Origin of the sequence: Prolixibacter sp. NT017, assembly GCF_009617875.1 — a bacterium.
GTDB lineage: Bacteria > Bacteroidota > Bacteroidia > Bacteroidales > Prolixibacteraceae > Prolixibacter.
The window spans coordinates 2,580,390-2,607,242 of the sequence record NZ_BLAV01000001.1; the positions used below are offsets into that span (position 1 = coordinate 2,580,390).

Sequence of the window (26,853 nt, forward strand, 5' to 3'; positions counted from 1 at the left end):
AGTTATTTTACCTCTCTTTTTTTGTTCTCCATTCTATCTAAAATTCCTTTCGACTTCTCTTATCAGGAAAATTGCTGACAGATGACATTGTCTCGGTCTGATTCTTTCGCTAAGTTCGTACTATGCCCAAACCTTACCATAACCATTGAAGTAAACTTAAGGAACCGGCGTTTCCGGCAAAACCATAAACGAACGAAATTCAGATGAAGACCGACATTGAAATTGCACATTCCGTGAGCATGAAGCCCATCACAAAGATTGCTGAAAAACTGGGCATCGGATTTGACGATTTGGAATTGTACGGGAAGTACAAAGCTAAAATTCCACTTCAGTTTATTGACAAAGAAAAGGTAAAGCAGCACAAATTGATTTTGGTTTCAGCCATCTCTCCAACGCCTGCCGGAGAAGGAAAGACCACTGTTTCCATCGGTCTTTCGCAGGCAATGAACCGCCGCAATTACCAAACAACGGTGGTCTTGCGTGAACCGTCTCTTGGACCGGTTTTCGGTATCAAAGGTGGAGCCACGGGAGGAGGCTGGTCACAGGTGTTGCCGATGGAAGACATTAACCTGCACTTCACCGGCGATTTTTCGGCGATTGAAAAAGCGCACAATCTGCTGGCTGCGTTAATCGACAACAATCTGCAAAACAAGCAATATTCGCTGGGTATCGATCCACGTACTGTCGAATGGAAGCGTGTGATGGACATGAACGATCGGGCATTGCGACAATTGGTTCTGGGTTTGGGTGGCACCACTTCCGGAGTTCCCAGGGAAACCGGCTTCGATATCACCGCAGCCTCCGAAATTATGGCCATTTTGTGTCTGGCGGATGATTTTGAAGATTTGAAAAAACGTTTGGGTAATATCTTCGTCGGATTTACCTATAGCGGTGAACCTATCTACGCCCGCGACCTAAAAGCGCAGGGAGCCATGACGGCACTGCTAAAGGATGCCATAAAACCCAACCTGGTACAAACCATCGAAGGCACGCCGGCCATTATCCACGGCGGACCGTTTGCCAATATTGCGCAGGGAACCAACTCCATCATTGCCACCCGCATGGGACTATCATTATCGGACTATGTCGTGACTGAAGCTGGTTTCGGATTCGATTTAGGTGCCGAAAAATTCATCGATATCAAATGCCGTTATGGCAATTTGCAACCATCGGCTGTTGTTTTGGTTGCCACCGTACGTGCACTAAAATATCACGGCGGTGCTCCACTGGATTCACTGAAAGAGGAAAATCTGGAAGCGTTGCAAAAGGGGGTTGCCAACCTTGAAAAACACATCGAAAATATGTTGCAATTCAGGGCTTGTCCTATTGTTGCCATTAACCGCTTCACTTCGGATACCGATGCTGAGATCAATCTGATTGTGGAGAAATGCAAGTCAATGGGCGTGGAAGTCTCCCCCATCGACGTTTGGGCAAAAGGCGGAGAAGGTGCACTGGAGCTGGCCGATATTGTTGCCGGAACATGCGAACGATGCGACAACCAGATAACACCGTTGTACGATTGGGAATGGGACGTCCCGAAAAAGATCGAAACCGTCGCCAAGCGCATTTACGGAGCCGAAGCCATCGATTTTTCTACTCAAGCAAAAAAGGATTTGAAAAAAATTGAAAAGCTCGGACTGGATAAATTGCCGGTTTGTATCGCCAAAACACAAAAATCGCTCTCTGATAACCCGGCTTTGCTGGGCCGTCCGAAGGATTTCGTGGTAACCGTACGCAATATCGAGATTGCTTCAGGCGCTGGTTTTGTTATTCCCATTACGGGTAACATTATGCGGATGCCCGGTTTACCGGCAAAACCTGCCGCTGAAAATATCGATATCGATAACGAGGGAAATATTACCGGCTTATTCTAAATAGTCGGAATCAAATCAAGTTCCCCTGTAACAGTTTGTTATGGGGGAATTTTGTTTTATTAACGTCGAATTATAATTTAAGTCGATGTTTTTCAATAATTTAAATTATAAATTTTTAAACCCGACCAACAAACCTTTGCCTTCCTGTTCAGTTATTAAATAATGAAAGACAAATTGATTTAGTTACACTCAAAAATATTCTGTTATGAAAATCGCATTTATCGGATTGGGAATCATGGGAAGCCGGATGGCTAAAAATCTGGTAAAAGAAAATCTGGACGTAACCGTTTACAACCGGACGCACTCTGCTGCCGACGAACTGGGTAAATTAGGTGCCACGGTAGCGCAATCAGCAGCCGACGCTGTGAAAGATGCCGATGTAGTTATTTCAATGCTCTCAACTCCCGGTGTAGTTAACGACGTCGCGTTGGGTGATTCTGGCTTCGTAAAACACATGAAACAAAATGCACTTTGGGTGGATTGTACCACTGTTGACCCGGGCTTCTCCCGCGATGCAGCGTCGAAAGCCAGAAGTCAAAATGTACGTTTTATGGATGCGCCGGTAGCCGGAAGTAAAATACCGGCTGAAAAAGGTGAACTGGTATTCCTGATTGGTGGAGCTGCCCACGACATGCAGGAGGTACAGTCGTTGTTCGATATCATGGGAAAGAAAACTGTTCACGCTGGCGATACAGGCATGGGAATCTCACTGAAAATGCTCGTTAATTCACAGTTAGCACAGGCCATGGCTGTTTTTGCTGAATCGGTTGTTTTGGGCGAGAAGATGGGATTCTCCCGTGACTTTCTCCTCGAATTCTTACCTGCACTTCCAGTGACTGCACCTTTTATCAAGGCAAAAGCGGACAAAATTAAAGCAAACGACTATTCGGTAGAATTCCCGTTGGAATGGATGCAAAAAGACCTGCACTTGCTGGGAGTAACGGCTTATGACAACGGCATTCCGCAGTTTATGGCTTCGGTTGCGGCAGAAATTTATGCATCGGCGAAAGCCGAAGGATTTGCCCGGGATGACTTTTCAGCCCTGATAAAATCACTTGAAAAAAGAGCAAAATAGGTGAATTTGCCATAAATTAGATCGAAGAGACGAGACTATAAGAGGAGCCGGTAAATTGTATTACTTCATATAGCTTAATATGAATGCCGGAATTGTCATATCGATCGTATTTGGTGTAGTCTACATTATTCTCACCCATTTTATTGCAGAATACATCGGAAAGAACCGGACCATTGGTTATGGGCGTTCCGTTTTCTGGTGTATTTTGCTTACGCCGGTTATCGGTATTTTTATCGTTCTATTAAGTCCAAAAACAAAAGAATAAATACGAGGTAATCCTCACCCACCTCTACCAAGGTTAACATATTGATTTTCTACATAAAAAACTTTCATTTTTTTTACCCTCTCACATACCAATTTCACAACATCGTCGTTTTTTATAAAACAAACCTTAAGACGCGCAACTAATAGATTATCTGATATTTATCAATAAAAATATTGATCAAATCAGAGCAGTCAGGTTTAGAATGATAGATTTAGTTAGTTGAGCAAGGCTTGGTTGACTTTTCAAAACCATTTTTTTTCGACCCAACCAATCCCTTCCTCCCCGAGGAACCCGAGAGCGAAAAAGGGGCGATGTCTACAGCATCCGTCCCCTTTTTTTTGTTCGCTGAAGATAAATATCTCTTAATTCAAAAAGTCTGATATTTGTTGTATCGTTACCAGCTATATAGTTAACAGGCATGAAAATCATTCCACTCGTTGTTTTACTTTTTATTTCGCTCACTCTTTTTCAAAAGAAAGCGTCATCGCAAAACGTGATAAGCTACCAAGCCGGTATTAACCAGAGGTTGGCAGCATATCACATTTCCCGCGAGGAATTTGCCTACTACCAAATCCTGAATAACAAAGAACACAGGTTAAGCGCCTACCGGGATGATGATTTGATGCTTTTGTCCAAAATTATCCTGCTGCACCGAATCAATGAAAGCCGGGAAAAATATCATGTTCAGCCGTTAAAGCTCGATATTCTGGCCAGCCGGGTTGCCAATCAGATGAGTCGTGAATCGTGTGACAAAGGCTTTTTCGGGCACTGGAACCTTGAAGGCGAAAAACCCTACCACCGATACGCTTTTGCTAGCGGAACCGACCATGTATCGGAAAATGCTTCCGCTCTTATTACAACTGGAAGGATTTCACCCGAATTCGACGACATCGTCAAGCTAATGGAAAATGCTCATTCGGGTTTTATGAAAGAAAAAGCTCCCAACGATGGCCACAAACAAACGGTCATTGGGCCATTCCATAACTACGTTGGAATTGGAACAGCCTGGTGTGAGCATGGCTTCCGGTACTATGAAGAATTTATCGACCGTTATTTGCAGTTTCATCCTTTCCGGCAAACTATTAAAAAAGGAGAAACGGCAACGATAAAATTCCGGTTGCTGGATAAAAAGCTCTACCCGTATGCCATCATCGGTTACTACGAGCCGCCGCTAAAGCCAATGACACGCGACCAAATTAACCGGCTGAATAGCTACAACGATTTCTCCAGGGATATTGCCTTTCAGCTGTGGCCCTGGCAGATTCCATCCGCCAACCGCGACGGCTATATCACTTTGCGGAAACGCTTCAACAAAAAAGGGCTGTACTACATTCAAATTTACCTGAGCAAAGAACCTTACGAAAACGGAAGAAGAGCCAGTAACCGTGGTAAGATTCAGGGCTCTGGAATTGTCATCAGGGTTCAATAAAAAAAGACCTTCCTTACCAGGAAAGCCTTTCTCTCAATTAATCAACCTATTGTTTCAGTAACACTGGATAAAAAGGTCGTTCTATATTTAGAGTTTCAGCGTAACAAAACGTTCGTTTGGTGTCATACAAATGCCGCAACGAGCAGGGCCTTCACCGGCATAGGTATTACCGCACACCAGACAAACCTGGTATAGCGACGGCATACTCTTCACCTGGTTGTTATCCAGTGAGGCAAGCGCATTTTCATACATCTCTTTGTGCTTCTTTTCCGTTTGGAAGGCATAATTGAAAGACATCAGCGCAATATTCACCTTTTCGTTCGAAGCATCTTTCAAGAAGTTGGGATACATCGTCGCCACTTCGTACGATTCTCCTTCGATGGCATTCTTCAGATTTTCACGCGTACCTTTCACATCAAACTCAGGATTTACATTCGGAACTTCGGCACCCAACTGCTTTAGTGCTGCCTGATGATTTCCGGCATGAACTTTTTCTGCTCTCGAAGCAGCTTCGAATAACAAAGCAATTTTAGGATAGCCTTCTTCTTTTGCTTTTTTGGCAAAGGCTGCGTATTTGGCATGCGCCGTGCTCTCTCCGGTGAAAGCGTCTTGTAAATCTTTGACGGTTTGTGTACTTCCTGCAGCAAAAACAGGTGAAATTCCCAGCATTAAAACAAATGCCAGCAACAAGGAAGAAAATGTTTTTTTCATCATGGTTAATGTTTGTTTTTGTTCTTTATTAATTATGAGAACAAATCTAATACACCAACCTTAAAAGGCGTCTAAAGAGAAACTTAAGAACAACTTAAATCAGACTCAAACATCCGTTTCTGTCATATTTTCTTCCGGAAAAAACAAAATAAACTCGGTTCCTTTTCCGGGTTCACTTTTTACTTCAGGCTTAATATGTAACAACCCACAAAAACGCCTTACCAGTGCCAGGCCAAGGCCATTGCCTTCGATAAAGGAATTCCGGGATTCATCGACCCTATAAAAGCGGTCGAAAATCCCTTCCAACGCGTGTTTTGGAATACCTGGCCCCTCATCGGCTAACGCCAGAATAGCAGCATCTCCCTGTTTCTTCAGGAAGATTGATATTTTAGAATTGGCCGGGCTATATTTAATTGCGTTTGTAATCAGATTCTCCACAATCTGTTCGAGCATAAACCGATCGGTCCGTAAAACAATTTCCGGAGTAAAATCCAGCGCCAGCTTTAAGTTCTTTTCAGCAAACCGGGTTTCGAACCGGGCCAGAACGCCTTCCAGTAAGTCTTGAACATCGACACTCGACAGATGAACCGGTGCTTCATCGCCTTCGTAGCGAGCAAGCATCAGGAGTTTATCGACCAAATCCGACATGCGGTTCACTTCGGATAAACTACTGCTGATTTTTTCGATATAATATTCAGGATCACGGCTTTTCCGCAACATTACCTCCAGGGTTCCCTTGAGAATCGAAAGTGGAGTTCGCAATTCATGGGACGCATCTGATGTAAACTGTTTTTCACGAATCACGGCATCTTCCAGGCGCTCCAGCAACTGATTGATGGTCTGCGTAAGCGTATACAGTTCGTCTTCGTGCAAAGGCAATGGAATTCGTTCGCCCAGATTTTCCCTGCTGATTTTTTCGGCCGTCTCGGTTAGCCGGAATACCGGATGAATACTCCGACGGGCAATCAAACTGGTAATGAAAAACAGCAAAATAAGGACAACCGGAAAAGCCAGAATCAATACCCTGCGTAGATTCCGTAAGACAACTATCGTACTTTCCAGCGGAACGGCCATGTCCATATACCCTTTTAATTCATGCAATGAATTGAAAATCGGTGTCTGTAACTGCCTGACCGGCTGTCTGGAAAGGGTAGTATTGATGAAAAAGCTCGCGGTACGATTCAGGTAAACATTCAGTGAATCACCGTATAAATTAGGAGTACGTTTGATAATCTGGCCATGAATGTCACTTATTTGCATGAAGATCGGATTCACCTCAACCTGCTCATGCTCATTTTCATTCCATTCATAAGGATTTGTCATGACAATCTCACCATCCAGAATAACAAAACCTTCGTTTAACTGCTCCGATTCAGCCGACAACTCGCTATCCAAATGCCGGTAAACACTCTGATGCACCACCATGTAAATGAAAAAAAACACCACCAGCGTCAAAATAGCAGTGGTGCCCATGTAATACAGAGCAATTCGGTTGCTGAAGCTAAGTCTCATTTGCAGGTTTTGTGTTTGTCGTTTTTAATCCTCTTGTATGATGTACCCCACACCGCGAATGGTGCGGATAAATCCCGGTTCATCTTTCTTGTCGATTTTCTTCCGGAGGGAATTAATGTACACGTCAATTACCGATGTATCATAGTCGAAATGAATATCCCACACATGCTCGATTATCCGGGTACGGGAACAGGCTTTTCCTTTATTCCGAAGCAAAAATTCCAACAGCGCAAACTCTTTTTGCGTTAACTGAATCTCTTCTTCTCCCCGAAAAACCTGATGAGTGTTCAAATCCATTTGCAGTTTTCCCACGCCAAGGTGAGATGTTTCGCCGGAAGGCTCACGTAGCTGAACCCGAATCCGGGCCAACAATTCCTCAAACGAAAACGGCTTTCGAATGTAATCGTTGGCTCCCATCTCCAGGGCGAATACAGCATCCTGTACTGTATCGCGCGCTGTTAGGAAAATGACCGGCATCTCCAGGCCTTCTTCGCGAATCTGCCGGACAATCTCTACTCCGCTCATCCCAGGCAACATCCAGTCGACCAGCAACAAATCATACTCTTCACCATTGTCCATAGCCATCTCCTGCCCCTTGATTCCATCCTCTGCTACATCAACGGCGAAAGATTCCTCTTCGAGCCCCTCTTTCAAAAACCTGGCAATCCCCGGTTCATCTTCAATGACTAAAATACGCATAGTGATTCGAACTAGTAGTTAGATAAGTAATTAATTGTTTCCTAAACTAAATTCAACACCGGCTGCATGTTTGTAAACCAGTTCTCCGCCATAATATCCGGTACGGGCAACTGATAGAACCGTAGCTAAAAACAAGACCAGCGCAGCCGCCTTCAATATTCCCCGGTATTTTTCCAACCAAACCAGAACAATCCGGAAAGCCGAAGTAATTAAGGCAAGCCATAAAGTCAACGTTCCGGCATCTTCGTGCACCTCGACAGCCTGTTTCAGCGAACCCGATTCGATGCCATCGCCCGCCATATGTCCGGTAATCACCGCAGCAATGGTTCCAAGCGTTCCCAAAATTAATAAATAAAATCCGGCACGGGTAAAGAATTCCTTCTTCACGAATAAACCAAGTATATCAGAAAAGAAACCGGCAATTAACAAGGCAATAGGAAAGTGAACGAGCATAGGGTGGATGTGCGAAATATCAATCATGTCGTCAAATTTTAAATGAATTTATACTTTTATGAGTTGCAGAAACAATCATCGCCCCGCCGTTACGATCTTCTGTTTTTCTTTTCCAACAGGTCGGGAGTATTGTAACTCGCTAGACTCTTGACAAATTAACAATGCCTGAACTTAAGCAGTTCTCTGAAAAAACTTAAAATATCCTTAATTCTGTTTCGGCTGAAATAAAAGTATCTCTAGCAACCAGACTGGACGGTTGAAAAAACAACGTGCAGGAATACAAATGAACCTGATTATTACGTACATTTAATCAAATGCATTTGCCGTGTTCCGAATCAGGAAAATCCTGAACCCTTACCTGCCAGTTAATGAGCATGAAATTAAGCAGGTGCAAGCAATCATCCAGAGTCAGTTTCCGGACATTGCAAAAGAAAAAGTTGCAACTATTCCTGACCAACTGATCAATCCCCTGAAATATCAGTACAAAACCATGCTATTCATAGCTGATGACCACGATGGACGGGTAAAAGGCTGTGCCTTGATGCTTTATATGCCTGACCTTTCGTTCTGTTATCTCGATTTTCTGGCCGTTTCCCCGGGTAGAACATCATCGGGTGTAGGCGGAGCGCTATATGAACGCATCCGTGAAGAGGCTGACTCGCTGGATATAAACGGATTGTTCATGGAATGTCTGCCTGATGATTCGGACAATTGCCCCGATGAGGAAATCCGAAAACAAAATGCCAAACGTCTTGCTTTTTATGAACGCTACGGTGCCCGTCCCATTACCGGAACCAGGTATGAAACGCCGGTGAAACCCGAAGATACCTGTGCTCCGTTCCTTGTTTTCGATGGTCTCGGTTCACACGATGAAATTGGTGCCCAAAAACTTAAATTAATTGTACGAGCCATACTCGAACGGAAGTATGGCGATTATTGTCCGGAAGATTATATCCGGATGGTTGTCGGAAGCATCATTGACGACCCGGCTCAGCTGCGCCCGTTTCAGTATCAAAAAAAGTTGCAAAACGGAGTTTTCAGAACCTCGCTGAGCGAACGAAAGAAGATATTCTGGGTCATCAACGACCGGCACAGCATTCATCATATTCGCGAACGAGGCTATGTTGAATCCCCGGTAAGAGTTGAAACTATCCGAAAGTCTCTGGAACCAACCGGTTGGTTCAGTAAAGGAACACCGTCATCATATCCGGAGAAAATCATTCGCGACGTTCATGATGCCGGTTACATGAATTACATCAGAAAAGTATGTAAGAATCTGCCCGCAGGAAAGTCAGTCTACCCCTATGTTTTTCCCATCCGAAACGGAGCGCATCCTCCGAAAGATCTGACTGTCAGAGCCGGTTATTACTGCATCGATACCTTTACACCGTTGAATCAGAATGCATATCTTGCTGCCCGACATGGTGTGAACTGTACATTGACTGCTGCCGACGAGTTACTGAGTGGCCGCTCACTGGCTTACGTGCTCACCCGTCCACCAGGTCATCATGCTGAACACAATGTTTTCGGCGGATTCTGTTATTTCAACAACAGTGCTATAGCAGCTCATTATCTCAGTGAACTGGGAAGAGTAGCCATCCTCGATATCGACTACCATCACGGTAACGGACAACAACAAATCTTTTACGAAAGCAGCGACGTATTAACGATTTCTATCCATGGGCATCCGTCATTTGCCTATCCGTATTTTAGTGGTTTTGTCAATGAAAAAGGGAAGCATCATGGAGAAGGTTTCAACTACAATTTTCCGCTCGACGAAGAGATTTCAACGGAAAAATACCGCCAGACGCTGATGAAAACGCTGGAAATTATCCGGAAATTTTCTCCGGTATATCTCATTGTCGCCCTCGGATTCGATACGGCCAAAGATGACCCAACCGGCACCTGGAAACTAACAGCATCTGATTTTGAACAAAACGGTATACTGATTGGCCAATTAAGAATCCCCACACTATTCATGCAGGAAGGAGGTTATAACAATCGAAGGCTGGGTACCAATGCCCGTCAATTCTTCAAAGGAGTGCAAAAAGGCTTTTTCGGGCAGTAACATACTGTTTCATCGTTTTCTTTTCTATGTTATATAACTCCTTAAAATCCTCCACGTTACCGAAAACCGACGATTATTTTCCTTAAATTTATATAAAGCACGATTGCTCACTCATCCAACCAAAACCGGGAGGTGCACCATGATACTCACTGTCACGTTAAATCCGGCCATTGACAAAATCCTGATCCTAAACGGATTTGAAATCCACAAGCTGCACCGGCTCGACAGCCGCGAAATGAGCATGACAGTTCCCGGCGGAAAAGGGGTCAATATCGCTTTGAATCTGAGCGCACTTGGAGACGATACCATTGCAACGGGCTTCGCCGGTGGTCATGAGGGCCATTTGCTTTGCGACTCGCTGCGACAAAGCGGCGTTACCACCAGTTTCATTTTCACCGAAGGTTCCACACGGACCAATACTTCCATTCTGGATTTACAACACGAAACACTGACGGAAATTAACGACTTTGGACAGGAAATTCCGGAAGAAGATCTTGTGTTTCTGTTGGAGAGCTACGAGCGACTGCTTAACCGCGTGGATATGGTAGTTTTAGCCGGCTCGCTCCCCAAAGGTGTAATTGAAGATGTGTACCGCCAGATGATTATCATGGCGCAGGGACACGGAATCAAAGTCGTTTTGCACACCGCCCCCAAATACATCGATCCGTTGATTAATTCCGGTCCGTTTCTCATTAATCCCGACATGCGCAGCTATCACCGGTTCATGGGGCGTCCACTCGATGGTATCGACGCATTTCTGCAGGCAGGTAGAGAAATTATCTCTTACCAGAAAGATACCGAGTTTGTCATCTTCACACACCGGATTGAAAATGTAGTGGCGGTTACCCGGAAACAATCCTATATCATGCGCCCAAGAGATTTAAAGATCGTCAATATGTTGGGTTATGCCGATGCTTATCTGGCCGGATTTATTCATGCCTACCGGCAGCACCTTCCGACAGCCGATGTACTCAGATACGCCTCTGCAGCCGGACTAACGAACATCGAGGTAATTTACAAGGAGATACGCGACACCGACCAAATTGAGGCCAATCTTGAACGAATCGATGTGGAGGAAGTGTCATGAAAAGGGTAAAGGATTTCACATACAAAGACATTCTCTCGGTCAACGAAAACTCGGATCTGCGACGGGTCATCATTACCATGAAAAGGCACCGGGTTTGTGCCATTCCTGTTGTCAACCAACTCGGCGAATACATTGGTTGCATCAGCGAACAGGATATCCTCAATGCATCGGTTCCGCAATACATGAAGTCGATGTACAATACTTCTTTCATGGCTGACCTGGACCACATTATCGGACATCTGCATGATATTCTGGATAAAAAAGCCTTCGAATTTACCGACTCGAGCTATCCGACGGTAACACCCAATGATTCCATGTCGTATGCAGCCGATCTGCTGTTCCGTTCGAAGAAAACAGCTTTGCCGGTTCTCGAAGGAAAAATGCTGATTGGTCTGATTACACGAATAGAAATACTAACCGTATCCCTCAACGGAAACAAACTAAGCTAAGGAGGTTACCTATGACGGAATTCCTGAGTTGGCATCTTGACACCATCCACATTATCACCACCCTGGTTATCTTTATTTTCACGTTTGTATTCATTACAACCGAAACGCTTCCCAACGCCATTGCGGCTATGGTTGGTGCCTTTCTGCTGGTCGCATTTCACATTGTAAACCAGGAAGAAGCCATCGAGGCAATTGATTTCGAAACGGTCGGATTACTTAGCGGAATGATGATGACAGTGGCTGTGATGCGAAAATCGGGACTCTTCGAGTACATTGCCATCAAGAGCATCAAGTTGACAGGTGGAAGTCCCTGGCGAATACTGGTGGTGCTGTCGATTGTTACCGCTGTACTGTCTGCTTTTCTCGATAATGTCACCACCGTGCTAATTGTCGTTCCGCTCACCTTCGCGGTAGCCGATACCATGAAAATTAATCCCATGCCGATGCTGATTTCTGAAATTCTTTTTTCCAATATTGGCGGGGCGGCGACCTTAATCGGTGATCCACCCAACATTATGATCGGCGGAGCTACCAACCTCGATTTCATGGATTTTATCGAGAATAATGCGCCGGTTGTTGTCGTTGTGTCTGTCATTACTTTCTTTCTGCTTCGTTTGATCTACCATAAAAAGCTGGCCGGATTGGTAGCTGATAAAGAAAAAATTCAGGCTTTCGACGAAAAAAGGGCCATTCAGAATAAACGGTTTTTCTATACCACACTGGTTATCTTTCTCATCATCATCACCCTTTTCGTCACACATCATCTGCACAAAATCGATCTGGCGTCACTCGCGATTGGCGGAGGCTTTACCATGATGATGGTGACCAAACAGGACCCGGAGGAGATTTTGAAGGAAGTAGAGTGGCCAACTCTCTTCTTCTTTATCGGCTTGTTTGTGATTATAGGCGGCCTGGAGAAAACCGGTATCATCAGTTTCCTGGCCGACAAGATGGTGGAAGTCACTCATGGTGAAGTGGAACCGGCCGCACAGCTGGTACTGTGGATGTCGGCACTGTCGACTACATTTATCAACAGTATCCCGTACACAGCCACTATGATATCGGTTATCAAAGAGATGAGCATCAACTCGGGCCAGAGCATAGAACCCCTTTGGTGGGCGTTGTCATTGGGAGCATGTTTGGGCGGAAACGGAACCTTAATCGGTGCAGCGGCCAACATCATTGTAGCCGGTTTTACCCAAAAGACTCCCTACCCGATAAAATTCAAAGAGTACTTCAAAATTGGTTTTCCATTGATGCTGGTCTCTATCGTTATTACTTCGCTGTATTTATACCTAAGATATTTCTGATAAACTGACGGAGAATATCTTGAATTGGCACAAACAGCAGAATTGTTGTAATTTTATAAATTGAGTAACGCTAATCAACCAAACGTTTATTTATGAAAAAAATCAAATTTAACCTGACAGGGAAAATTGTCCTTCTCGTCTTGATTGCTTTTGTGCTAATCCAGTTTATTCCGGTTCATATGAGCAATCCTTCCACATCTCCTTCGAAAGACTTTCTTCACACCTATCAGCCTCCGTCCGAAATCACGGATATGATGCGAAACGCCTGTTACGACTGTCATTCCAATGCAACTCAGTTTCCGTGGTACGCAAATGTCGCGCCGGTTTCCTGGCTGCTGGAATCGCACATCGATGAGGCTCGTGCCCACATCAATTTTTCGGAATGGGGCGACTATCCGGAAAAATTAACAAACCTGAAACTGGAGGGCATGGCTGCAGAAGTTAAATCCGGTGGCATGCCGCTCACCTCGTATACCTGGATGCACTCGAAGGCGAGGCTTACAGACGCTCAGAGAACGCAGCTGGCCGACTATTTCCGGTCACTCCAACCGGGAAATTGAAACATTTGTTATACTGCAAGTAAAAAGGCTGTCCGTTAAAACAGACAGCCTTTCACATTTTCACAACTTAGCTGATATCCCAAAATAGTTTCTTCGTTTCAATCACTGTTAATAGTGATTATTGGAAATCACTTTCCCTTCCGAATCAATTTTCACAATCGCATAACCATTATGCCGAACATAAACTTTCACCCGGTAAACAGCGTCCGACGGAAGATATTTTGGTGTCATCAATAGCTCTTTCACATGCGCCAGACGGATGACCTTACCTTTGAATGTGTTTTTAATGGTATTAACAACGACTTCCGGTAGAACAGAAACGCGCCCTTTGGCAATAACAAAGGAACCATCAGGTTTAAAGATGCCGGTCATTTTTAGCCCTTTAAACCGAAAGTTTAGCTGATATTGAGTAGGAGGCGTGTGAACAATCACCTGGTAATCATCGGGCACGTAATAGTTGTAATCCAGATCATCATTATAGTAGTACGGAGCATCGCCTATGCCGTCGTATAACTCGCCGTCGCCATAGTACTCATCGGGGAAACCATCGAAATTGAAGTCTCCGAAATACGCATCACTTGTCCAGTCGGACAAATAATTATACTTATCATTTCCGGTCCAGGATGTAATTGTTCCACCCGGAAAAATCTTGATAAATGAACTGACGACTGATGCAGGAAGCTGTTGTGTTTGTCCAAATCCCAAAGCCGGGATCAACAAAAATGAGATGACTAATAACTTTTTCATGGTAATCATTTTTACTGAGTTCTATAAAAACCTTCTGTGAATTCCGTATTGATTACCATGAAACCTAACTCCCTCAGGTAAAGTTCTGTAACTCTCTGATGATTAACAAAAAACAACTTTCCTTCTATAAAAGATGTAAATTTCAGAAAAAGAGAATAACTTAATCACCTGACCTGTTGCGCATTGAACAATAATAACACGATAACTTCTAAACACACTACTTTTATAATTTTAACCTAACCGACACACCTCATTTGCTGTGTATTATCTCCTGTCGAATAACGATCCGTTGACCGAAACGGTCGATTCGGCGTGTTCATGTGCTCTCCAAGCAAATTAAACCCTACCTTTGCCGCAGCATAAACGATTACTATGAACAAACTCGGAACATTTCAGGCGCTGGAGGTACTTCGCCTCGTTGATTTTGGCGCTTACCTCGACGGACAGGAACTGGGCGACATTTTACTTCCCAAACGGTACATGCCGGAAGGTTGCAAAATAGGTGACTTCCTCGAAGTATTTATCTATCTCGACTCGGAAGACCGCATCATCGCCACGACGGATGAACCGTTGGCTGAAGCCGGTGACTTTGCCTTGCTGAAAGTTGTTTCGGTGAACCAGGTCGGCGCATTCCTCGACTGGGGATTGCCGAAAGATTTGCTGGTTCCGTTCAGCGAACAGAAAAATAAGATGCAGGAAGGACAATGGTACCTCGTTTATGTGTATGCAGACGACGAAAGCCGACGGATGGTTGCTACCGCGAAACTGGACAAATACCTCGATAATGTTCCGCCTGAATATCAACCAGGACAGGAAGTAGCCCTCATCATTCACAGCAAAACTGACATGGGCTACAAGGCCATTGTGAACAACATGCACTGGGGAATGCTCTACCAAAATGAAGTGTTCCGTACCCTGAAACAGGGCGAACGGCTTACCGGTTACATCAAGCAGGTGCGCGACGACGAAAAAATTGACGTCAGTCTGCAAAAACCAGGCATCGAAAGCGCCATGGACCTTTCGGATAAAATATTGGAGATGCTTAAAGAGCAAGGCGGCTTTCTCGCTGTCACCGATAAAAGCTCACCGGAAAAAATCTATTCTTTCTTCGGCGAAAGCAAGAAAAACTATAAGAAGGCTGTTGGAATGCTGTATAAAAAGCGAATTATCACCATTGAGTCTGACGGAATCCGCCTGAATCGACAGTAAAATAACAGAGAAAAGGATATTTTAACGGCGTCCCTTTGGCTGTTCCGGCGATTATCGTTAATATTCATTATCTAAAAAAGAACAGCCATGGCAAATTCTACCAGTAAATTTGCAGTTATTGGAATGGGACAGTTCGGACGGGCGATCGTGCGAAAACTGACTCAGCGTGGAGCCGAAGTGCTAGCGATCGATACCGATGAACAAATCATCGACGATATAGCTGAGGAAGTAGCTTATGCCGTTGCCCTCGACGCCACCGACCCCAAAGCACTCGCTTCTCAGAACATCAGTGATTATGATGCGGTTGTGATAGCGATTGGTAACAACTTCGAGCAGTTAACACTGTGTGCGGTTACCCTGCTGGAGCTGGAAACCAAGCGTATTATTGCACGGGCTACCGGTACGGTACAAAAAACCATCCTCGAAAAAATCGGTATCCGCGAAGTGCTCATTCCCGAAAGCGAGGTGGCCACCATTGTCACTGAGAAGCTGCTGAACCCGAGCATTGTCTCCTACCTCGAATTACCCGACGATTACCGTATCGCCGAACTAAAGCCGCCGGAAGTAGCCATTGGCCGGACCGTTGGCGACCTGGCCCTTCGCGACCGGTATAACCTGAGTTTAATAACCATTACCAAAGAGCTGGAGGTGATTAAAAACGGCCGGGTGATTCTCGAAGAACACATCGATATTCCCAACTCTTCTACCGAGATAGGAGAAGACGATTTTATGCTCATCTTCGGCAAGCAGGTCGATATTGAACGCTTTTTGGAAATCAATGAATAATAAGGCTATCCGGTGCAAGCCGTCATCAGAACCAATCGTGCATGAAGCCCTTTTTTTCGAAACAACAACTTGAAAACATCAACACGTTCCGGTACAACATCCGGGGTGTGATTAACCATATTATGCCGGTGGCCCGGATATTGGTTTCGCTGGCAGCGGTAGGCAGCATCGTCTACTACTACGGCTTTCCGCAAAGTAGCGACACGGCTTTGGTGGCACTCAGCATCATTCGGTTCAGCTTCTACTTTTACATTTTCAAATACCTGCTGTATTTGCTGCTGGCACAACACACCAAAGAGTATATCCGGGAAAACCGAATGGAAAGTATCATCATCTTCGGCCTCATTTTTTTCGGCTTACTTTATCTAATCTTTGGGCACCAAATCCTGAAGAATTTCAGCGAAACATACTACTTATCTTATATCCTGCCCTATTTATTGCTGTTCGTCCAACTGTACTTTCTCATTATCGTCTCCATTGAGATCGGCCAGGCCAGCCCGATAATTGCGAAGCTGGATTTGGGACCGGCAGCACTGCTGATTCTCTCCTTTTTCATTCTGATTCTCATAGGCACCGGCTTACTGATGATGCCGGAAATGACCGTACATCACCACATCCATTTTGTCGATGCGCTTTTTACCTCGGCCAGTGCCAGTTGTGTTACCGGATTGATTGTCGTCGATACAGCCACCTATTTCACCTTCAAGGGACAGATGATCATTATGTTACTCATCCAGCTGGGCGGAATCAACATCATCTCGTTCGCCACATTTTTCACGACCTTCTACCTGCGTTCTACCGGTGTGCGCTACCAGTCACTCATCAAGGACTTTCTTAGTACCGACAAGTTTTCGGATACGCGGTCTATTCTCCGGCAGGTTGTCTTCCTGAGTGCTTTCATGGAAATTACCGGAAGTGTGCTCATCTATTTCCTTTGGGGGAATCATTATCAATTTGGTTCCGGTCGCGACCGTGTTTTTTCGTCGGTTTTTCACGCCATCTCCTCCTTTAATAATGCCGGTTTCTCGCTCTTCACCGACAACCTCTATGAGCAGGGTGTGCGAAATGCCTACGGACTGCAAATCGTGGTCGCCATACTGGTAATTACCGGAGGTTTGGGATTTATTGCTTTGCAGGATATTCAAAAGAAATTTTCCTTCCGGAAGAAAAAAAATGCGCCGCATCCGGCTTTGCAGGTCAATACCCGCCTGGTTTTATGGGTGAGCGGAATTCTGTTGCTGGCCGGAACCGTTATCTTTTACTTTTTTGAAAAAGACACCTTGCTGAAAGGACAGTCGTTAGGGCACGCGCTCATCACGTCCTTCTTTCAATCGGTAACGGCACGTACCGCCGGCTTTAACACGGTAGACTTCGGACAAATTGGTTTGCCCATGCTAACCATTTTCATGTTCCTGATGTATGTGGGCGCCTCCCCCGGCTCGACCGGAGGCGGTATTAAAACCACCACTTTTGCTGTGCTTATCAAGTCGGCCATCGACACGCTGCGGGGGAAAAAGAATGTGGAATTTTTCAAACGGACCATCTCGTTCGACAACATTAACAAAGCATACTCGCTGGTGCTTTTTTCCATCGCGCTGATTTTCCTCTCAACTTTTTTACTTAGCATCTTCGAACCAAAAACCGATTTTGTCCGGCTACTGTTTGAAGAGATATCGGCCTTTGCCACCGTGGGACTTTCTACGGGAATTACCGCCGGACTGTCAGTTGGCGGGAAAATTATCATCATCATTTCCATGCTGGTTGGCCGTGTCGGACCGTTGACACTGGCACTCGCTCTCAGCAAAAAAGCTATTTACACCCGCTACCGGTATGGCCGTACAAACGTGATGATTGGTTAAGACAGTTGTTCCACTAGGACAAAGCGTTTTAGCAACCTCATTACCTTTGTAGTCCGAATTCTTTAAAACTGTCAAATGTCATAAATTCGGCATTTACCCAGCATTTGATTATCTTTGTGAAATAAATGTCCAACCGGATATTCTGTGGTAGATTTATTTACCGGGAACGGCCGGAATGATGACAGAAATACCGTTTTTATTCGAGACCGCAACACTACATATCATAAAAGAAGCCTACGAATGCTTTTCATAGCTCTGTTCAATCACCTCATACCAAACAGAGTGCGTTCGGGAGTACTCCTTTTATGCGTTTTGAATACCGACAAACTCAATCCCCGCTTTCAATCATTCTGTTCATATTTCCCGCGTTATTCGTCGTCTGCAGCATATCAGCCCGGACACAGTTGAAAACATAAACAACTTACTGTCAACATCCCGACAATGATCCGTTGTGTTTCAACGAACTATGTTTAACAAAAACAAATTGTATGATTGACACTGAAATTTTCAATTCAGATCACAAACCTAGTCCGAAACAGAAAGAAGCAATCATTGACTTCCTCTTCACCCATCTCGAAAAGTACGGTGACCCGAAGCCAGATATCCAGAAAGCATTGGATTACTCAATGAACGAGGGAGAATCATTTGGTGGTTTTACCATCGTATCCAGCAATAAGGATCAAATCTCCGGAGTCGTACTTGTTAACCGGACCGGCATGAAAGATTACATCCCCGAAAATATCCTCGTTTACATCGCTACTCACAACGAAATGAGAGGTCAGGGAATTGGTAAGGCCCTCATGCAAAAAGCTATCGATGAAGCCGAAGGGGATATCGCATTACACGTTGAGCCAGACAACCCGGCCAAATTCCTGTATGAGAAATTTGGTTTTACCAACAAATACCTTGAAATGCGTTATAAACGAAACGGTAAATAACAATGGCTTTCCTGGCTCTGAACACTGATAAATTAAAAGAAAACTACCAATATCTCGACACACTCTTCAAGGAGCATAACATTGAGTGGGCTGTGGTTTCCAAGGTCCTCTGTGGCCATAAATCATACCTGGAAGAGGTCATCAATCTCGGCGTAAAGCAAGTTTGCGACTCCCGGGTATCGAACCTCAAGACCATCAAATCCATTGCTCCAGAAATGGAAACCGTATACATCAAACCGCCGGCAAAAAGGGCAATCAAAAGCATCGTCGAATACGCCGACATCAGCATGAATACGGAGTTCGAAACCATTAAACTGCTCTCGAAGGAGGCGCAAAAGCAAAAGAAAACCCACAAAGTCATTATCATGATCGAGCTGGGCGAATTGCGTGAAGGCGTTCTTCGTGAAGAGTTTATCGATTTTTACGCTAAAATCTTCGAGCTGCCCAACATCGAAGTAGTGGGGATCGGCACCAACCTAACCTGCCTGTACGGAGTATTGCCCAACCATGACAAACTCATTCAGCTCAGCCTGTATGAGCAACTCATCGAGGCAAAATTCAACAAAATGATTCCGTATGTTTCGGGAGGTTCATCGGTGACCATACCGCTCATCGACCAGGGATTGCTGCCCGAGGCCATCAACCATTTCCGCGTAGGCGAAACCCTGTTTTTGGGAACAGAACCCTATACCAATCAGCAATACAAAGACATGCACACCGATGTTTTCCAGCTTTACGCTGAAATTATCGAGCTGATTGAAAAACCGGTGGTTCCCATGGGTGAATTCGGCGTTAACGTGGAAGGCAAAGCCTACGAAATTGATGAAGAGAAACTGGGCGAAACCTCGTACCGGGCCATCATCGATTTGGGCTTGCTGGACGTGGAAGAAACACATATCGAACCGGTCAATCCGAAGCTGAACTTCGTGGGCGCCAGCTCCGATATGATTGTTATCGACCTCGGCAACAACGAAGACAACTACAAAACAGGTGACTTGTTGGAATTCAAACTCGATTACATGGGTGCCCTCAGGGTACTGAACTCGAGGTATATTGATAAAGTGAAACGGTAGGTATCTGCTTGCCCTGCCGCGTGAACGGAGGCTTTGTTTTTCAACTACTGGAAACTTCGCCTCCGTTTTCATTTCCTACCGGGAAGTTTTCCAATACAGTTAATAATTGCTTACCAAACAGGTAGTAGTTTTTCGCCCGATTTTTCCGAAATTTCGCAAAACACACGACCCACATGGCCTTCGAGAAAGATAGGCAGTTTAAAAAGTTTTGCGCCTACGGATTTCTGAAGAATCTTCGCTTCTTCGAACCTTTCATGGTGCTCTTCCTGCTGGGTGCCGACCTCTCCTACCTGCAGGTTGGTTTACTCTACAGTCTTCGGATGATTCTCCAGAACGTGCTCGAAATACCGGCCGGCATCGTTTCCGATGCATTGGGCCGTCGCCGGACAATGAGCACCTCTTTCGTTTTTTACATGCTGTCCTTTGTCGTATTTTACCTTTCCGGGAAGATGCCGGGCTTTGTTGTCGCCATGGCCATTTTCGCTTTGGGAGAAGCCTTCCGGACCGGAACACACAAGGCGATGATTTTCGAGTACCTGAAAATGAAAGGCTGGGAATCGGAAAAAGTGACTTATTACGGTTACACCCGGAGCTGGTCGCAACGTGGTTCCGCACTCTCCGCACTTCTGGCAGCAGGCCTGGTTATTCTGACCCAAAACTACCGGATGATTTTCCTCTTTTCCATCATCCCCTACCTGCTCGACCTCATCCTCATTTCCAGTTACCCAAAGGCACTCGACGGAAAAACCATGAATATTCGCTTTTCCAATATAGGAACGAATTTCAAAGAGGTACTTTCCGATTTCTGGTATTCCTTCAAAAATCCGTTGATGCTGAAGACGATTGCCAACAGTTCCATCTATTCAGGCTACTACAAGGCTTTGAAGGATTTCCTGCAGCCGGTCATCAAAAGCCTGGCGTTGGCTCTTCCCATTCTCACATTCCAGCCGAACGAGACCAGAAGCGCGGTTTTGGTGGGCGTCATTTACTACATTATCTATCGATTATCAAGCCTGGCAGCCCGTCATTCCGGCAAATTTTCGCTTCGGTTCCGTTCGCTGCAAATGGCCCTGACTCTTTCCATCTTCATTGGCGCCGGTGCGGGTTTGCTCTCCGGACTGTTTTACCGTTTCCACATTCCGGCAATTGCGATTCTGTTTTTCATTGCTGTTTACCTGGTGGAAAATCTGCGTAAGCCAATCGGGATGGGCTGTACCGCCGACCTGCTGGAGAAAGATATTTTAGCGACAGCTCTATCTGCCGCCTCTCAGTTGGAAACCTTGTTCGGAGCTGTTTTCACCGCACTTTTGGGGTTTCTGGCCGACAAGTTTGGATTGGCTAATGGATTGATGGCAGTCTCGCTGCTACTGATGGTACTGACCCCGATATTTTTCATTCGGAAATCCCGCACGAAAGCTTAAATTTGTGGCGTAACTGACACCTTGAATGATGAATATCGATTTGAATTTACTGGAAAAGCGGTTTCCGTTTTTTGAGCTTTCCTTACGCTATGCTATTGCCGAAAAAGGCATTTTGCAAGAGCTGGAAGATGGTGAAGAGATTATTCGCGAAGGTCAGTATATTAAGTCGGTTCCGCTGGTTCTGGAAGGACTGGTCCGCATTTCCCGCCTCGATGATCAGGGGCGCGAACTGTTGCTTTATTACCTGCATCCGGGTGAGGCATGTGCCATGTCGCTTACCTGCTGCATGGGACATACACAGAGTAATGTCCGCGCCGTGGCCGAAGCTCCCACCATTTTACTCCGCATTCCCACTCCTCTGCTCGACCAGTGGATGAACACCTACCAAAGCTGGAAAGAGTACGTGATGTACGCTTATCGCAAACGCTTTGACGAACTGCTGGAAACCATCGACAGCATTGCTTTCATGAAAATGGACGAACGCCTGGAGAAATTCTTTGCCGATCGTTTCCGGTCGACCGGAAGCACCTTATATACCGGCACGCACCAGGATATCGCCTTTTCGCTGAACACCTCCCGTGAAGTCGTTTCCCGTCTCCTAAAAAAGCTGGAGAAAGACGGCGTCATCACGCTTTCGCGGAATAAAATCGACTACGCCGGAATGGTGAAATAAAACCCGGTTTTCATGCGGTTTTCCCGAAGTTAATCTTTCCCACTTTCTCAACCTTTTCCCGTTTGGAGATATTATATCCGTTCAATCTTACTGTCATTCCCGTCAAGTTCTGTAATTTTGATTTAGTTTAAATAAAAACCTGATCGAATGACAAATTATATGTGCCAGGCCTGTGGCGTTCAATTTGAAGCTACAAAACAACCTCCCGAAATTTGTCCTATCTGTTCTGACGACCGTCAGTTTGTTCCGTGGGACGGACAGAAGTGGACCACACTCGAAAACGTGCAAAAATACCACGCCAACCAACTACAGAAAGTTGAAAAAGGAATCTACACCCTGCAAACAACACCTGGCTTTGCGATTGGGCAGCGAGCTATTTTCATTCAAACTGAGCAAGGCAACATTCTCTGGGACTGCATTTCGCTCATCGACGAAACCACGGTCGAATTGCTCAATCATCTGGGCGGCGTCGACTCGATTGCCATCAGCCATCCGCACTACTACTCAACCATGGCGGATTGGAGCCGCGCATTCAACAACGCCCCCATTTACCTGCACAAGAAGGATGCAGACTTCGTGTTCCAAAAATCGGAGAACATCGTTTTTTGGGAAGGTGATTCACTGGAGTTGTGGGAAAACATTCAACTCATCAATCCCGGAGGCCACTTTCCGGGAGCTACGGTTTTGCATCAGTACGATCGGGAAAAGGACGTTTACTCGCTCTTTACCGGTGACATTATCAATGTGGAGCCGGATATGAAAACATTGTCTTTTATGTATAGCTATCCCAACCACATTCCCCTTTCAGCAAAGGACATCCAGATTATCAAGAACAGGATGGAAGGCATTCCTTTCGAACGGATTTTCGGCGCCTGGTATAAGCGGAACATTATGAAAGACGGTCGCGCCCTATTCGATGCATCCCTGGAAAGATACCTGAAAATAGTCCGCCCAAATTAAAGTGTAGACTTTTTGTTTATCTATTTTCAATGTTTATTAAACACTTTTCATTCCTATCCGTTTGAGAAACTGTAAGAAAAACGAATATAGCACTTAGAACTGCAAAACATGATAACATTCCACTCGCACTCCGGAATATACACGCTGGTAGCACGCCAGATTATCGAAACCGGCATTGATGAAGCCTGGGAATTCTTCTCGTCACCTGCCAACCTTCGGCTAATTACGCCGCCGGAAATGGGATTTGTCATCACATCGCCGGCTCCATCGGCTACAGCCTACCATGGACAAATTATCTCATACAAACTTCATCCGGTTGGTAAAATCAAGACCAATTGGGTCACTGAGATTACGCATGTTTCGGAAAAGAAGTTCTTTGTCGATGAGCAACGAAAAGGCCCCTACCGCATGTGGCACCACGAACATCATTTTAAGGACCTGAACGGACGGGTTGAAATGACCGACCGCGTAACTTACCGGCTGCCTCTTGGCGTGCTGGGAAAATTGGTGCACAACATCTTTGTCAAACAAAAGCTGCGGGAGATATTTGTATACCGGAAAATGAAAATCGAAGAAATCTTCAAGTCATAAAAAAAGGCCATCCCTTTCGGGATGACCCATACGTGTAAAGGGTTGGGGTAACAGTTTAATCCATATATAAAAAACCGTATGATTCGTTGTGTTGACTAATATCCAGTCCAACTTTCTCCGCTTCCTTCGATACGCGAAGCGGGACAATCTTATCGGTAATCCAGTACAGAAGGTAAGAACCTCCGAAAGTAAAGACACTCACCACGACCAAGGCCAGCAAGTGATACAGAAATGTTTTGGTTTCACCGTTAATCAATCCGACACCCCGGGCAAATACCCCGGTTAAAATCATTCCCACGATACCGCCCATTCCGTGAGCCGGAAATACGTCCAGCGTATCATCGAGGGCTGTGCGGCTGCGCAGGGTAATAGCATAGTTGCTGACCACCGCCGCGGCGACACCAATAAAAATGGAGGCACCAATGCCGACATAGCCGGCAGCAGGCGTAATAGCCACTAAACCAACCACGAGGCCAATAGCCGCTCCCAAACCCGAAGGTTTATGACCGCGGGCTCCGTCAAGCATAATCCACGCCAGCATGGCTGCTGCCGACGCCGTATTGGTATTCACTAACGCAAGTACTGCCGTTGAAGATGCTGCCAATGCTGAACCAGCGTTAAAACCAAACCAGCCAAACCAGAGCATTCCTGCTCCGAGCATTACAAACGGAATATTGGCACGTCTTTCCGGGCCTTCAATATCATTTCGCTTTCCGAGGAACATGGCACCTGCCAGTGCGGCAAATCCTGCGGACATATGAACGACTGTCCCGCCGGCAAAATCCAGAACGCCCCAATTATGAAGTATACCGTTCGGGTCCCATGTCCAGTGAGCCAACGGCGCGTATATAAATATCGTAAACAAGCTAATGAAAAGCATGTAAGCCCGGAAGCGAACCCGTCCGGCGAACGAACCGGTAATCAGGGCCGGAGTGATGATGGCAAATTTCAATTGAAAGATGGCGAACAGCGCGAATGGAATGGTTGGTCCCAAATCCGGATTCGGAGCTGCTCCCACATTGTTAAACATGAAGTATGTCATCGGGTTACCTATCAAGCCGGTTCCCTGTCCGCCAATGCTGTCACCAAACGCGAGGCTAAAACCAACCACAATCCAAATAATGCTGATGAGCCCCATAGCCATAAAACTCTGAAGGATAGTGGAAATAATGTTGCGTGGATCGACCATCCCTCCGTAAAAGAAGGCAAGGCCCGGAGTCATGAGCAGAACCAGTGCTGTTGATGTCAACATCCAGGCTACATCACCGGTGACAATGGCATCTCCCCCATCGCCGAAACTGGTGGTTGGGAAGAATATACCCAGGATGGAGATAATGATTAAAACGATAAAGGTACGAAGCCATTTGTTCTTGTGTCTCATGACAAATTTTTCTTTTTTAGATCTTAAATCTTACAATTAATCGATTTTCAGCCACAAAAATACACTTCATTATATTAATAACCCAATTTTATATCAATTTGAAACTCTAAAAGGATTTTTTTTTACATTCTGATAACATTGATACCAAATTTCATTTTTAAATATCTTCACAACACCCCATCCTCAAAGAATGTATGCACAAATTATTTTTACTATTTTTAAATTAAACCCCTCATTTATTATACCCATATTCCATTTTACAACAAAACAGAATCTTCTCTTTAATCATTGATATATGCAGACTTATACCTACTAAATCATATCACATATTTCGGAAATACCCCTCCCTCACAATAGGGTATACTTTCAATTTGAAAGTTATTTTTTCATTAACACCCCCTGTTTTTCATGGATTAAATCCATTTTACTTATATTTTTACAGTCGACACACTAATTTAGGTAACACTTTATAGATTTTGAACCATGTTTGATAAGGGTTTAACGGCATTTATGATCATTGCCACCAGTCTGGTGATGCTCATGACTCCGGGCCTTGCCTTTTTTTATGGAGGCCTGAGTTGTAAAAAGAACATTTTGAATATCATGATGCAGAGCTTTGTCTCGCTGGGCATCACTTCGCTTTTGTGGATTTCCATTGGTTATACCATGTGCTTTAGCGGAGACCTGGCACACGGAACCGACTTCTCCGGAATCATCGGTAATTTCGACAAAGCATTTTTGCACGGCATAACGGCTTATACGCCGCACTCGGCCGACCGCAATTTCCCGGAATTCATTTTCATTGCCTACCAAATGATGTTTGCTATTATCACGCCGGCCTTGATTACCGGCGCATTCATCAACCGGGTGACCTTTAAATCATACATTATCTTTCTCATCTTCTGGCAGATTTTTGTCTACTACCCCTTCGTGCACATGATTTGGGGCGGAGGCATCCTCGCTCAATGGGGCGTGCTCGACTTTGCCGGGGGAATTACGGTACACGCTACCGCCGGATTTGCCGCACTGGCCTCGGTGCTATTTGTGGGCAAACGAGCGGAACAGGGCGACGGGCCGAATAACATTCCACTGGTGGCCATCGGGACAGCGTTACTATGGTTTGGCTGGTACGGCTTTAACGCCGGAAGCGAACTGAACGTGGATGCCATTACCGCGCAGGCATTCCTGAATACCGATATCGCTGCTTCCGCTTCGGCCGTTACCTGGCTGATTATTGAGTGGACTACCGGAAAGAAGAAGCCGACTTTTATTGGCCTGATGACCGGGGCGGTAGCGGGACTGGCCACCATTACGCCGGCGGCCGGTTATGTTTCGCTCGATTCCGCGCTGTTTTTCGGATTGCTGGCCGGTGTTGTGTGTTACCTGGCGGTGAAATTTGTAGAATACAAAGGCTGGGACGATGCACTCGATGTGTGGGGCGTTCACGGCGTTGGCGGTGTGTTGGGAACGCTGCTGCTCGGATTCTTCGGCAGCCTGGCGGTCAATCCGCATGGAGCCCAGGGCATCCTGAACGGTGGAAGCCCGGTATTCTTCCTGAAACAACTAACGGCTATCATCCTGGCGTCTGCCTGGGGATTTGTCTTCACCCTGGCTATGCTGAAAACCATTAATGTACTGGTACCGGTGAAAGTGAAACTAGCTGATGAGCTGCAAGGCCTCGACCTGGTTTTCCACGGCGAAGTGGCCCGCCGGCAATAATATT

At 45.5% G+C, this 26,853-nt stretch carries 24 protein-coding genes and 1 pseudogene; 19 read left to right on the forward strand and 6 right to left on the reverse strand.

All coding sequences use genetic code 11. From position 1 onward, the window contains the following. Positions 1–203: 203 nt before the first annotated feature. The 4 genes and pseudogenes from GJU87_RS10575 to GJU87_RS10590 all read left to right on the forward strand — a co-directional run bounded on the left by GJU87_RS10575 (position 204) and on the right by GJU87_RS10590 (position 4,643). The gene (locus GJU87_RS10575; protein WP_153639492.1) at positions 204–1,874 is read left to right on the forward strand and encodes a formate--tetrahydrofolate ligase; all 1,671 of its coding nucleotides are present in this window, start codon (positions 204–206) and stop codon (positions 1,872–1,874) included. 202 nt (positions 1,875–2,076) lie between these two features. Beyond that, a pseudogene (locus GJU87_RS21825) lies at positions 2,077–2,949 on the forward strand (NAD(P)-dependent oxidoreductase); the annotation flags it as partial. A gap of 79 nt (positions 2,950–3,028) precedes the next feature. After that, on the forward strand, positions 3,029–3,214 hold the full coding sequence (locus tag GJU87_RS10585) for a hypothetical protein (protein ID WP_106542565.1): 186 nt from the start codon (positions 3,029–3,031) through the stop codon (positions 3,212–3,214). Between the two features lie 418 nt (positions 3,215–3,632). Then, entirely contained in the window at positions 3,633–4,643 is a 1,011-nt protein-coding gene (locus tag GJU87_RS10590; protein ID WP_153639494.1) for a CAP domain-containing protein, read from the forward strand. Between the two features lie 87 nt (positions 4,644–4,730). Here GJU87_RS10590 and GJU87_RS10595 read toward each other — a convergent pair whose 3' ends face one another. The 4 genes from GJU87_RS10595 to GJU87_RS10610 all read right to left on the reverse strand — a co-directional run bounded on the left by GJU87_RS10595 (position 4,731) and on the right by GJU87_RS10610 (position 8,045). Beyond that, a complete protein-coding gene (locus tag GJU87_RS10595) occupies positions 4,731–5,357 on the reverse strand; it encodes a rubrerythrin family protein (RefSeq protein WP_228491954.1) in 627 nt (208 codons plus the stop codon). A 102-nt stretch (positions 5,358–5,459) separates the two neighbouring features. After that, entirely contained in the window at positions 5,460–6,866 is a 1,407-nt protein-coding gene (locus GJU87_RS10600) for a cell wall metabolism sensor histidine kinase WalK (RefSeq protein ID WP_153639495.1), read from the reverse strand. A gap of 24 nt (positions 6,867–6,890) precedes the next feature. Continuing rightward, positions 6,891–7,565: a response regulator transcription factor gene (locus GJU87_RS10605; RefSeq protein ID WP_106542562.1), complete on the reverse strand. Its 675-nt coding sequence runs from the start codon at positions 7,563–7,565 to the stop codon at positions 6,891–6,893. Positions 7,566–7,595: 30 nt separating this feature from the next. Next, positions 7,596–8,045 (reverse strand): DUF2231 domain-containing protein, encoded by a 450-nt coding sequence (locus GJU87_RS10610; RefSeq protein ID WP_153639496.1) that lies wholly within the window; start codon positions 8,043–8,045, stop codon positions 7,596–7,598. A 298-nt stretch (positions 8,046–8,343) separates the two neighbouring features. Between GJU87_RS10610 and GJU87_RS10615 the strand changes: the two genes are divergently transcribed. The 5 genes from GJU87_RS10615 (at position 8,344) to GJU87_RS10635 (ending at position 13,492) form a co-directional block, all read left to right on the forward strand. Beyond that, positions 8,344–10,086, forward strand: coding sequence for a GNAT family N-acetyltransferase (locus GJU87_RS10615; RefSeq protein WP_153639497.1), 1,743 nt, complete (start codon positions 8,344–8,346; stop codon positions 10,084–10,086). Between the two features lie 139 nt (positions 10,087–10,225). Next, on the forward strand, positions 10,226–11,173 hold the full coding sequence (locus GJU87_RS10620) for a 1-phosphofructokinase family hexose kinase (RefSeq protein WP_153639498.1): 948 nt from the start codon (positions 10,226–10,228) through the stop codon (positions 11,171–11,173). Continuing rightward, complete coding sequence (locus GJU87_RS10625; protein ID WP_153639499.1) at positions 11,170–11,622, forward strand: HPP family protein; 453 nt, start codon at positions 11,170–11,172, stop codon at positions 11,620–11,622. Before GJU87_RS10620 ends, GJU87_RS10625 begins: the two co-directional genes overlap by 4 nt. 11 nt (positions 11,623–11,633) lie before the next feature. Then, positions 11,634–12,932 carry an SLC13 family permease gene (locus GJU87_RS10630; RefSeq protein ID WP_153639500.1) on the forward strand — a complete coding sequence of 433 codons (1,299 nt, stop codon included), beginning with the start codon at positions 11,634–11,636 and terminating at the stop codon, positions 12,930–12,932. Positions 12,933–13,024: 92 nt separating this feature from the next. Beyond that, on the forward strand, positions 13,025–13,492 hold the full coding sequence (locus GJU87_RS10635) for a heme-binding domain-containing protein (protein ID WP_153639501.1): 468 nt from the start codon (positions 13,025–13,027) through the stop codon (positions 13,490–13,492). A 108-nt stretch (positions 13,493–13,600) separates the two neighbouring features. On the opposite strand, the gene GJU87_RS10640 is transcribed toward GJU87_RS10635, so the two are convergent. Continuing rightward, positions 13,601–14,239: a hypothetical protein gene (locus GJU87_RS10640; protein WP_153639502.1), complete on the reverse strand. Its 639-nt coding sequence runs from the start codon at positions 14,237–14,239 to the stop codon at positions 13,601–13,603. A 372-nt stretch (positions 14,240–14,611) separates the two neighbouring features. Between GJU87_RS10640 and GJU87_RS10645 the strand changes: the two genes are divergently transcribed. The 9 genes from GJU87_RS10645 (at position 14,612) to GJU87_RS10685 (ending at position 23,749) form a co-directional block, all read left to right on the forward strand. Further along, positions 14,612–15,448, forward strand: coding sequence for a S1 RNA-binding domain-containing protein (locus GJU87_RS10645; RefSeq protein ID WP_153639503.1), 837 nt, complete (start codon positions 14,612–14,614; stop codon positions 15,446–15,448). Between the two features lie 87 nt (positions 15,449–15,535). Next, a complete protein-coding gene (locus GJU87_RS10650) occupies positions 15,536–16,234 on the forward strand; it encodes a TrkA family potassium uptake protein (protein WP_153639504.1) in 699 nt (232 codons plus the stop codon). 41 nt (positions 16,235–16,275) lie between these two features. Continuing rightward, the gene (locus GJU87_RS10655; RefSeq protein WP_153639505.1) at positions 16,276–18,093 is read left to right on the forward strand and encodes a TrkH family potassium uptake protein; all 1,818 of its coding nucleotides are present in this window, start codon (positions 16,276–16,278) and stop codon (positions 18,091–18,093) included. Between the two features lie 488 nt (positions 18,094–18,581). Then, positions 18,582–19,031, forward strand: a complete 450-nt coding sequence (locus GJU87_RS10660) for an N-acetyltransferase (RefSeq protein WP_153639506.1) — start codon at positions 18,582–18,584, stop codon at positions 19,029–19,031. A 2-nt stretch (positions 19,032–19,033) separates the two neighbouring features. Next, the gene (locus tag GJU87_RS10665; protein WP_153639507.1) at positions 19,034–20,104 is read left to right on the forward strand and encodes an alanine racemase; all 1,071 of its coding nucleotides are present in this window, start codon (positions 19,034–19,036) and stop codon (positions 20,102–20,104) included. Positions 20,105–20,277: 173 nt separating this feature from the next. Beyond that, a complete protein-coding gene (locus GJU87_RS10670; RefSeq protein ID WP_153639508.1) occupies positions 20,278–21,525 on the forward strand; it encodes an MFS transporter in 1,248 nt (415 codons plus the stop codon). A 25-nt stretch (positions 21,526–21,550) separates the two neighbouring features. Beyond that, the gene (locus tag GJU87_RS10675) at positions 21,551–22,198 is read left to right on the forward strand and encodes a Crp/Fnr family transcriptional regulator (protein ID WP_228491955.1); all 648 of its coding nucleotides are present in this window, start codon (positions 21,551–21,553) and stop codon (positions 22,196–22,198) included. Positions 22,199–22,345: 147 nt separating this feature from the next. Continuing rightward, the gene (locus GJU87_RS10680) at positions 22,346–23,158 is read left to right on the forward strand and encodes an MBL fold metallo-hydrolase (RefSeq protein WP_153639509.1); all 813 of its coding nucleotides are present in this window, start codon (positions 22,346–22,348) and stop codon (positions 23,156–23,158) included. Between the two features lie 108 nt (positions 23,159–23,266). Continuing rightward, a complete protein-coding gene (locus tag GJU87_RS10685; protein ID WP_153639510.1) occupies positions 23,267–23,749 on the forward strand; it encodes an SRPBCC family protein in 483 nt (160 codons plus the stop codon). Between the two features lie 55 nt (positions 23,750–23,804). On the opposite strand, the gene GJU87_RS10690 is transcribed toward GJU87_RS10685, so the two are convergent. Next, entirely contained in the window at positions 23,805–25,130 is a 1,326-nt protein-coding gene (locus GJU87_RS10690) for an ammonium transporter (protein WP_153639511.1), read from the reverse strand. Between the two features lie 483 nt (positions 25,131–25,613). Between GJU87_RS10690 and GJU87_RS10695 the strand changes: the two genes are divergently transcribed. Continuing rightward, a complete protein-coding gene (locus GJU87_RS10695; RefSeq protein WP_106542546.1) occupies positions 25,614–26,849 on the forward strand; it encodes an ammonium transporter in 1,236 nt (411 codons plus the stop codon). Positions 26,850–26,853 lie beyond the last annotated feature (4 nt).

What these genes read in the sequence shown, in the direction of transcription:
- GJU87_RS10575 (WP_153639492.1), top strand. Translation starts at nt 204, where the DNA reads ATGAAGACCGACATTGAAATTGCACATTCCGTGAGCATGAAGCCCATC.
- GJU87_RS10585 (WP_106542565.1), top strand. Translation starts at nt 3,029, where the DNA reads ATGAATGCCGGAATTGTCATATCGATCGTATTTGGTGTAGTCTACATT.
- GJU87_RS10590 (WP_153639494.1), top strand. Translation starts at nt 3,633, where the DNA reads ATGAAAATCATTCCACTCGTTGTTTTACTTTTTATTTCGCTCACTCTT.
- GJU87_RS10595 (WP_228491954.1), bottom strand. Translation starts at nt 5,357, where the DNA reads ATGATGAAAAAAACATTTTCTTCCTTGTTGCTGGCATTTGTTTTAATG.
- GJU87_RS10600 (WP_153639495.1), bottom strand. Translation starts at nt 6,866, where the DNA reads ATGAGACTTAGCTTCAGCAACCGAATTGCTCTGTATTACATGGGCACC.
- GJU87_RS10605 (WP_106542562.1), bottom strand. Translation starts at nt 7,565, where the DNA reads ATGCGTATTTTAGTCATTGAAGATGAACCGGGGATTGCCAGGTTTTTG.
- GJU87_RS10610 (WP_153639496.1), bottom strand. Translation starts at nt 8,045, where the DNA reads ATGATTGATATTTCGCACATCCACCCTATGCTCGTTCACTTTCCTATT.
- GJU87_RS10620 (WP_153639498.1), top strand. Translation starts at nt 10,226, where the DNA reads ATGATACTCACTGTCACGTTAAATCCGGCCATTGACAAAATCCTGATC.
- GJU87_RS10625 (WP_153639499.1), top strand. Translation starts at nt 11,170, where the DNA reads ATGAAAAGGGTAAAGGATTTCACATACAAAGACATTCTCTCGGTCAAC.
- GJU87_RS10630 (WP_153639500.1), top strand. Translation starts at nt 11,634, where the DNA reads ATGACGGAATTCCTGAGTTGGCATCTTGACACCATCCACATTATCACC.
- GJU87_RS10635 (WP_153639501.1), top strand. Translation starts at nt 13,025, where the DNA reads ATGAAAAAAATCAAATTTAACCTGACAGGGAAAATTGTCCTTCTCGTC.
- GJU87_RS10640 (WP_153639502.1), bottom strand. Translation starts at nt 14,239, where the DNA reads ATGAAAAAGTTATTAGTCATCTCATTTTTGTTGATCCCGGCTTTGGGA.
- GJU87_RS10645 (WP_153639503.1), top strand. Translation starts at nt 14,612, where the DNA reads ATGAACAAACTCGGAACATTTCAGGCGCTGGAGGTACTTCGCCTCGTT.
- GJU87_RS10650 (WP_153639504.1), top strand. Translation starts at nt 15,536, where the DNA reads ATGGCAAATTCTACCAGTAAATTTGCAGTTATTGGAATGGGACAGTTC.
- GJU87_RS10655 (WP_153639505.1), top strand. Translation starts at nt 16,276, where the DNA reads ATGAAGCCCTTTTTTTCGAAACAACAACTTGAAAACATCAACACGTTC.
- GJU87_RS10660 (WP_153639506.1), top strand. Translation starts at nt 18,582, where the DNA reads ATGATTGACACTGAAATTTTCAATTCAGATCACAAACCTAGTCCGAAA.
- GJU87_RS10665 (WP_153639507.1), top strand. Translation starts at nt 19,034, where the DNA reads ATGGCTTTCCTGGCTCTGAACACTGATAAATTAAAAGAAAACTACCAA.
- GJU87_RS10670 (WP_153639508.1), top strand. Translation starts at nt 20,278, where the DNA reads ATGGCCTTCGAGAAAGATAGGCAGTTTAAAAAGTTTTGCGCCTACGGA.
- GJU87_RS10675 (WP_228491955.1), top strand. Translation starts at nt 21,551, where the DNA reads ATGATGAATATCGATTTGAATTTACTGGAAAAGCGGTTTCCGTTTTTT.
- GJU87_RS10680 (WP_153639509.1), top strand. Translation starts at nt 22,346, where the DNA reads ATGACAAATTATATGTGCCAGGCCTGTGGCGTTCAATTTGAAGCTACA.
- GJU87_RS10685 (WP_153639510.1), top strand. Translation starts at nt 23,267, where the DNA reads ATGATAACATTCCACTCGCACTCCGGAATATACACGCTGGTAGCACGC.
- GJU87_RS10690 (WP_153639511.1), bottom strand. Translation starts at nt 25,130, where the DNA reads ATGAGACACAAGAACAAATGGCTTCGTACCTTTATCGTTTTAATCATT.
- GJU87_RS10695 (WP_106542546.1), top strand. Translation starts at nt 25,614, where the DNA reads ATGTTTGATAAGGGTTTAACGGCATTTATGATCATTGCCACCAGTCTG.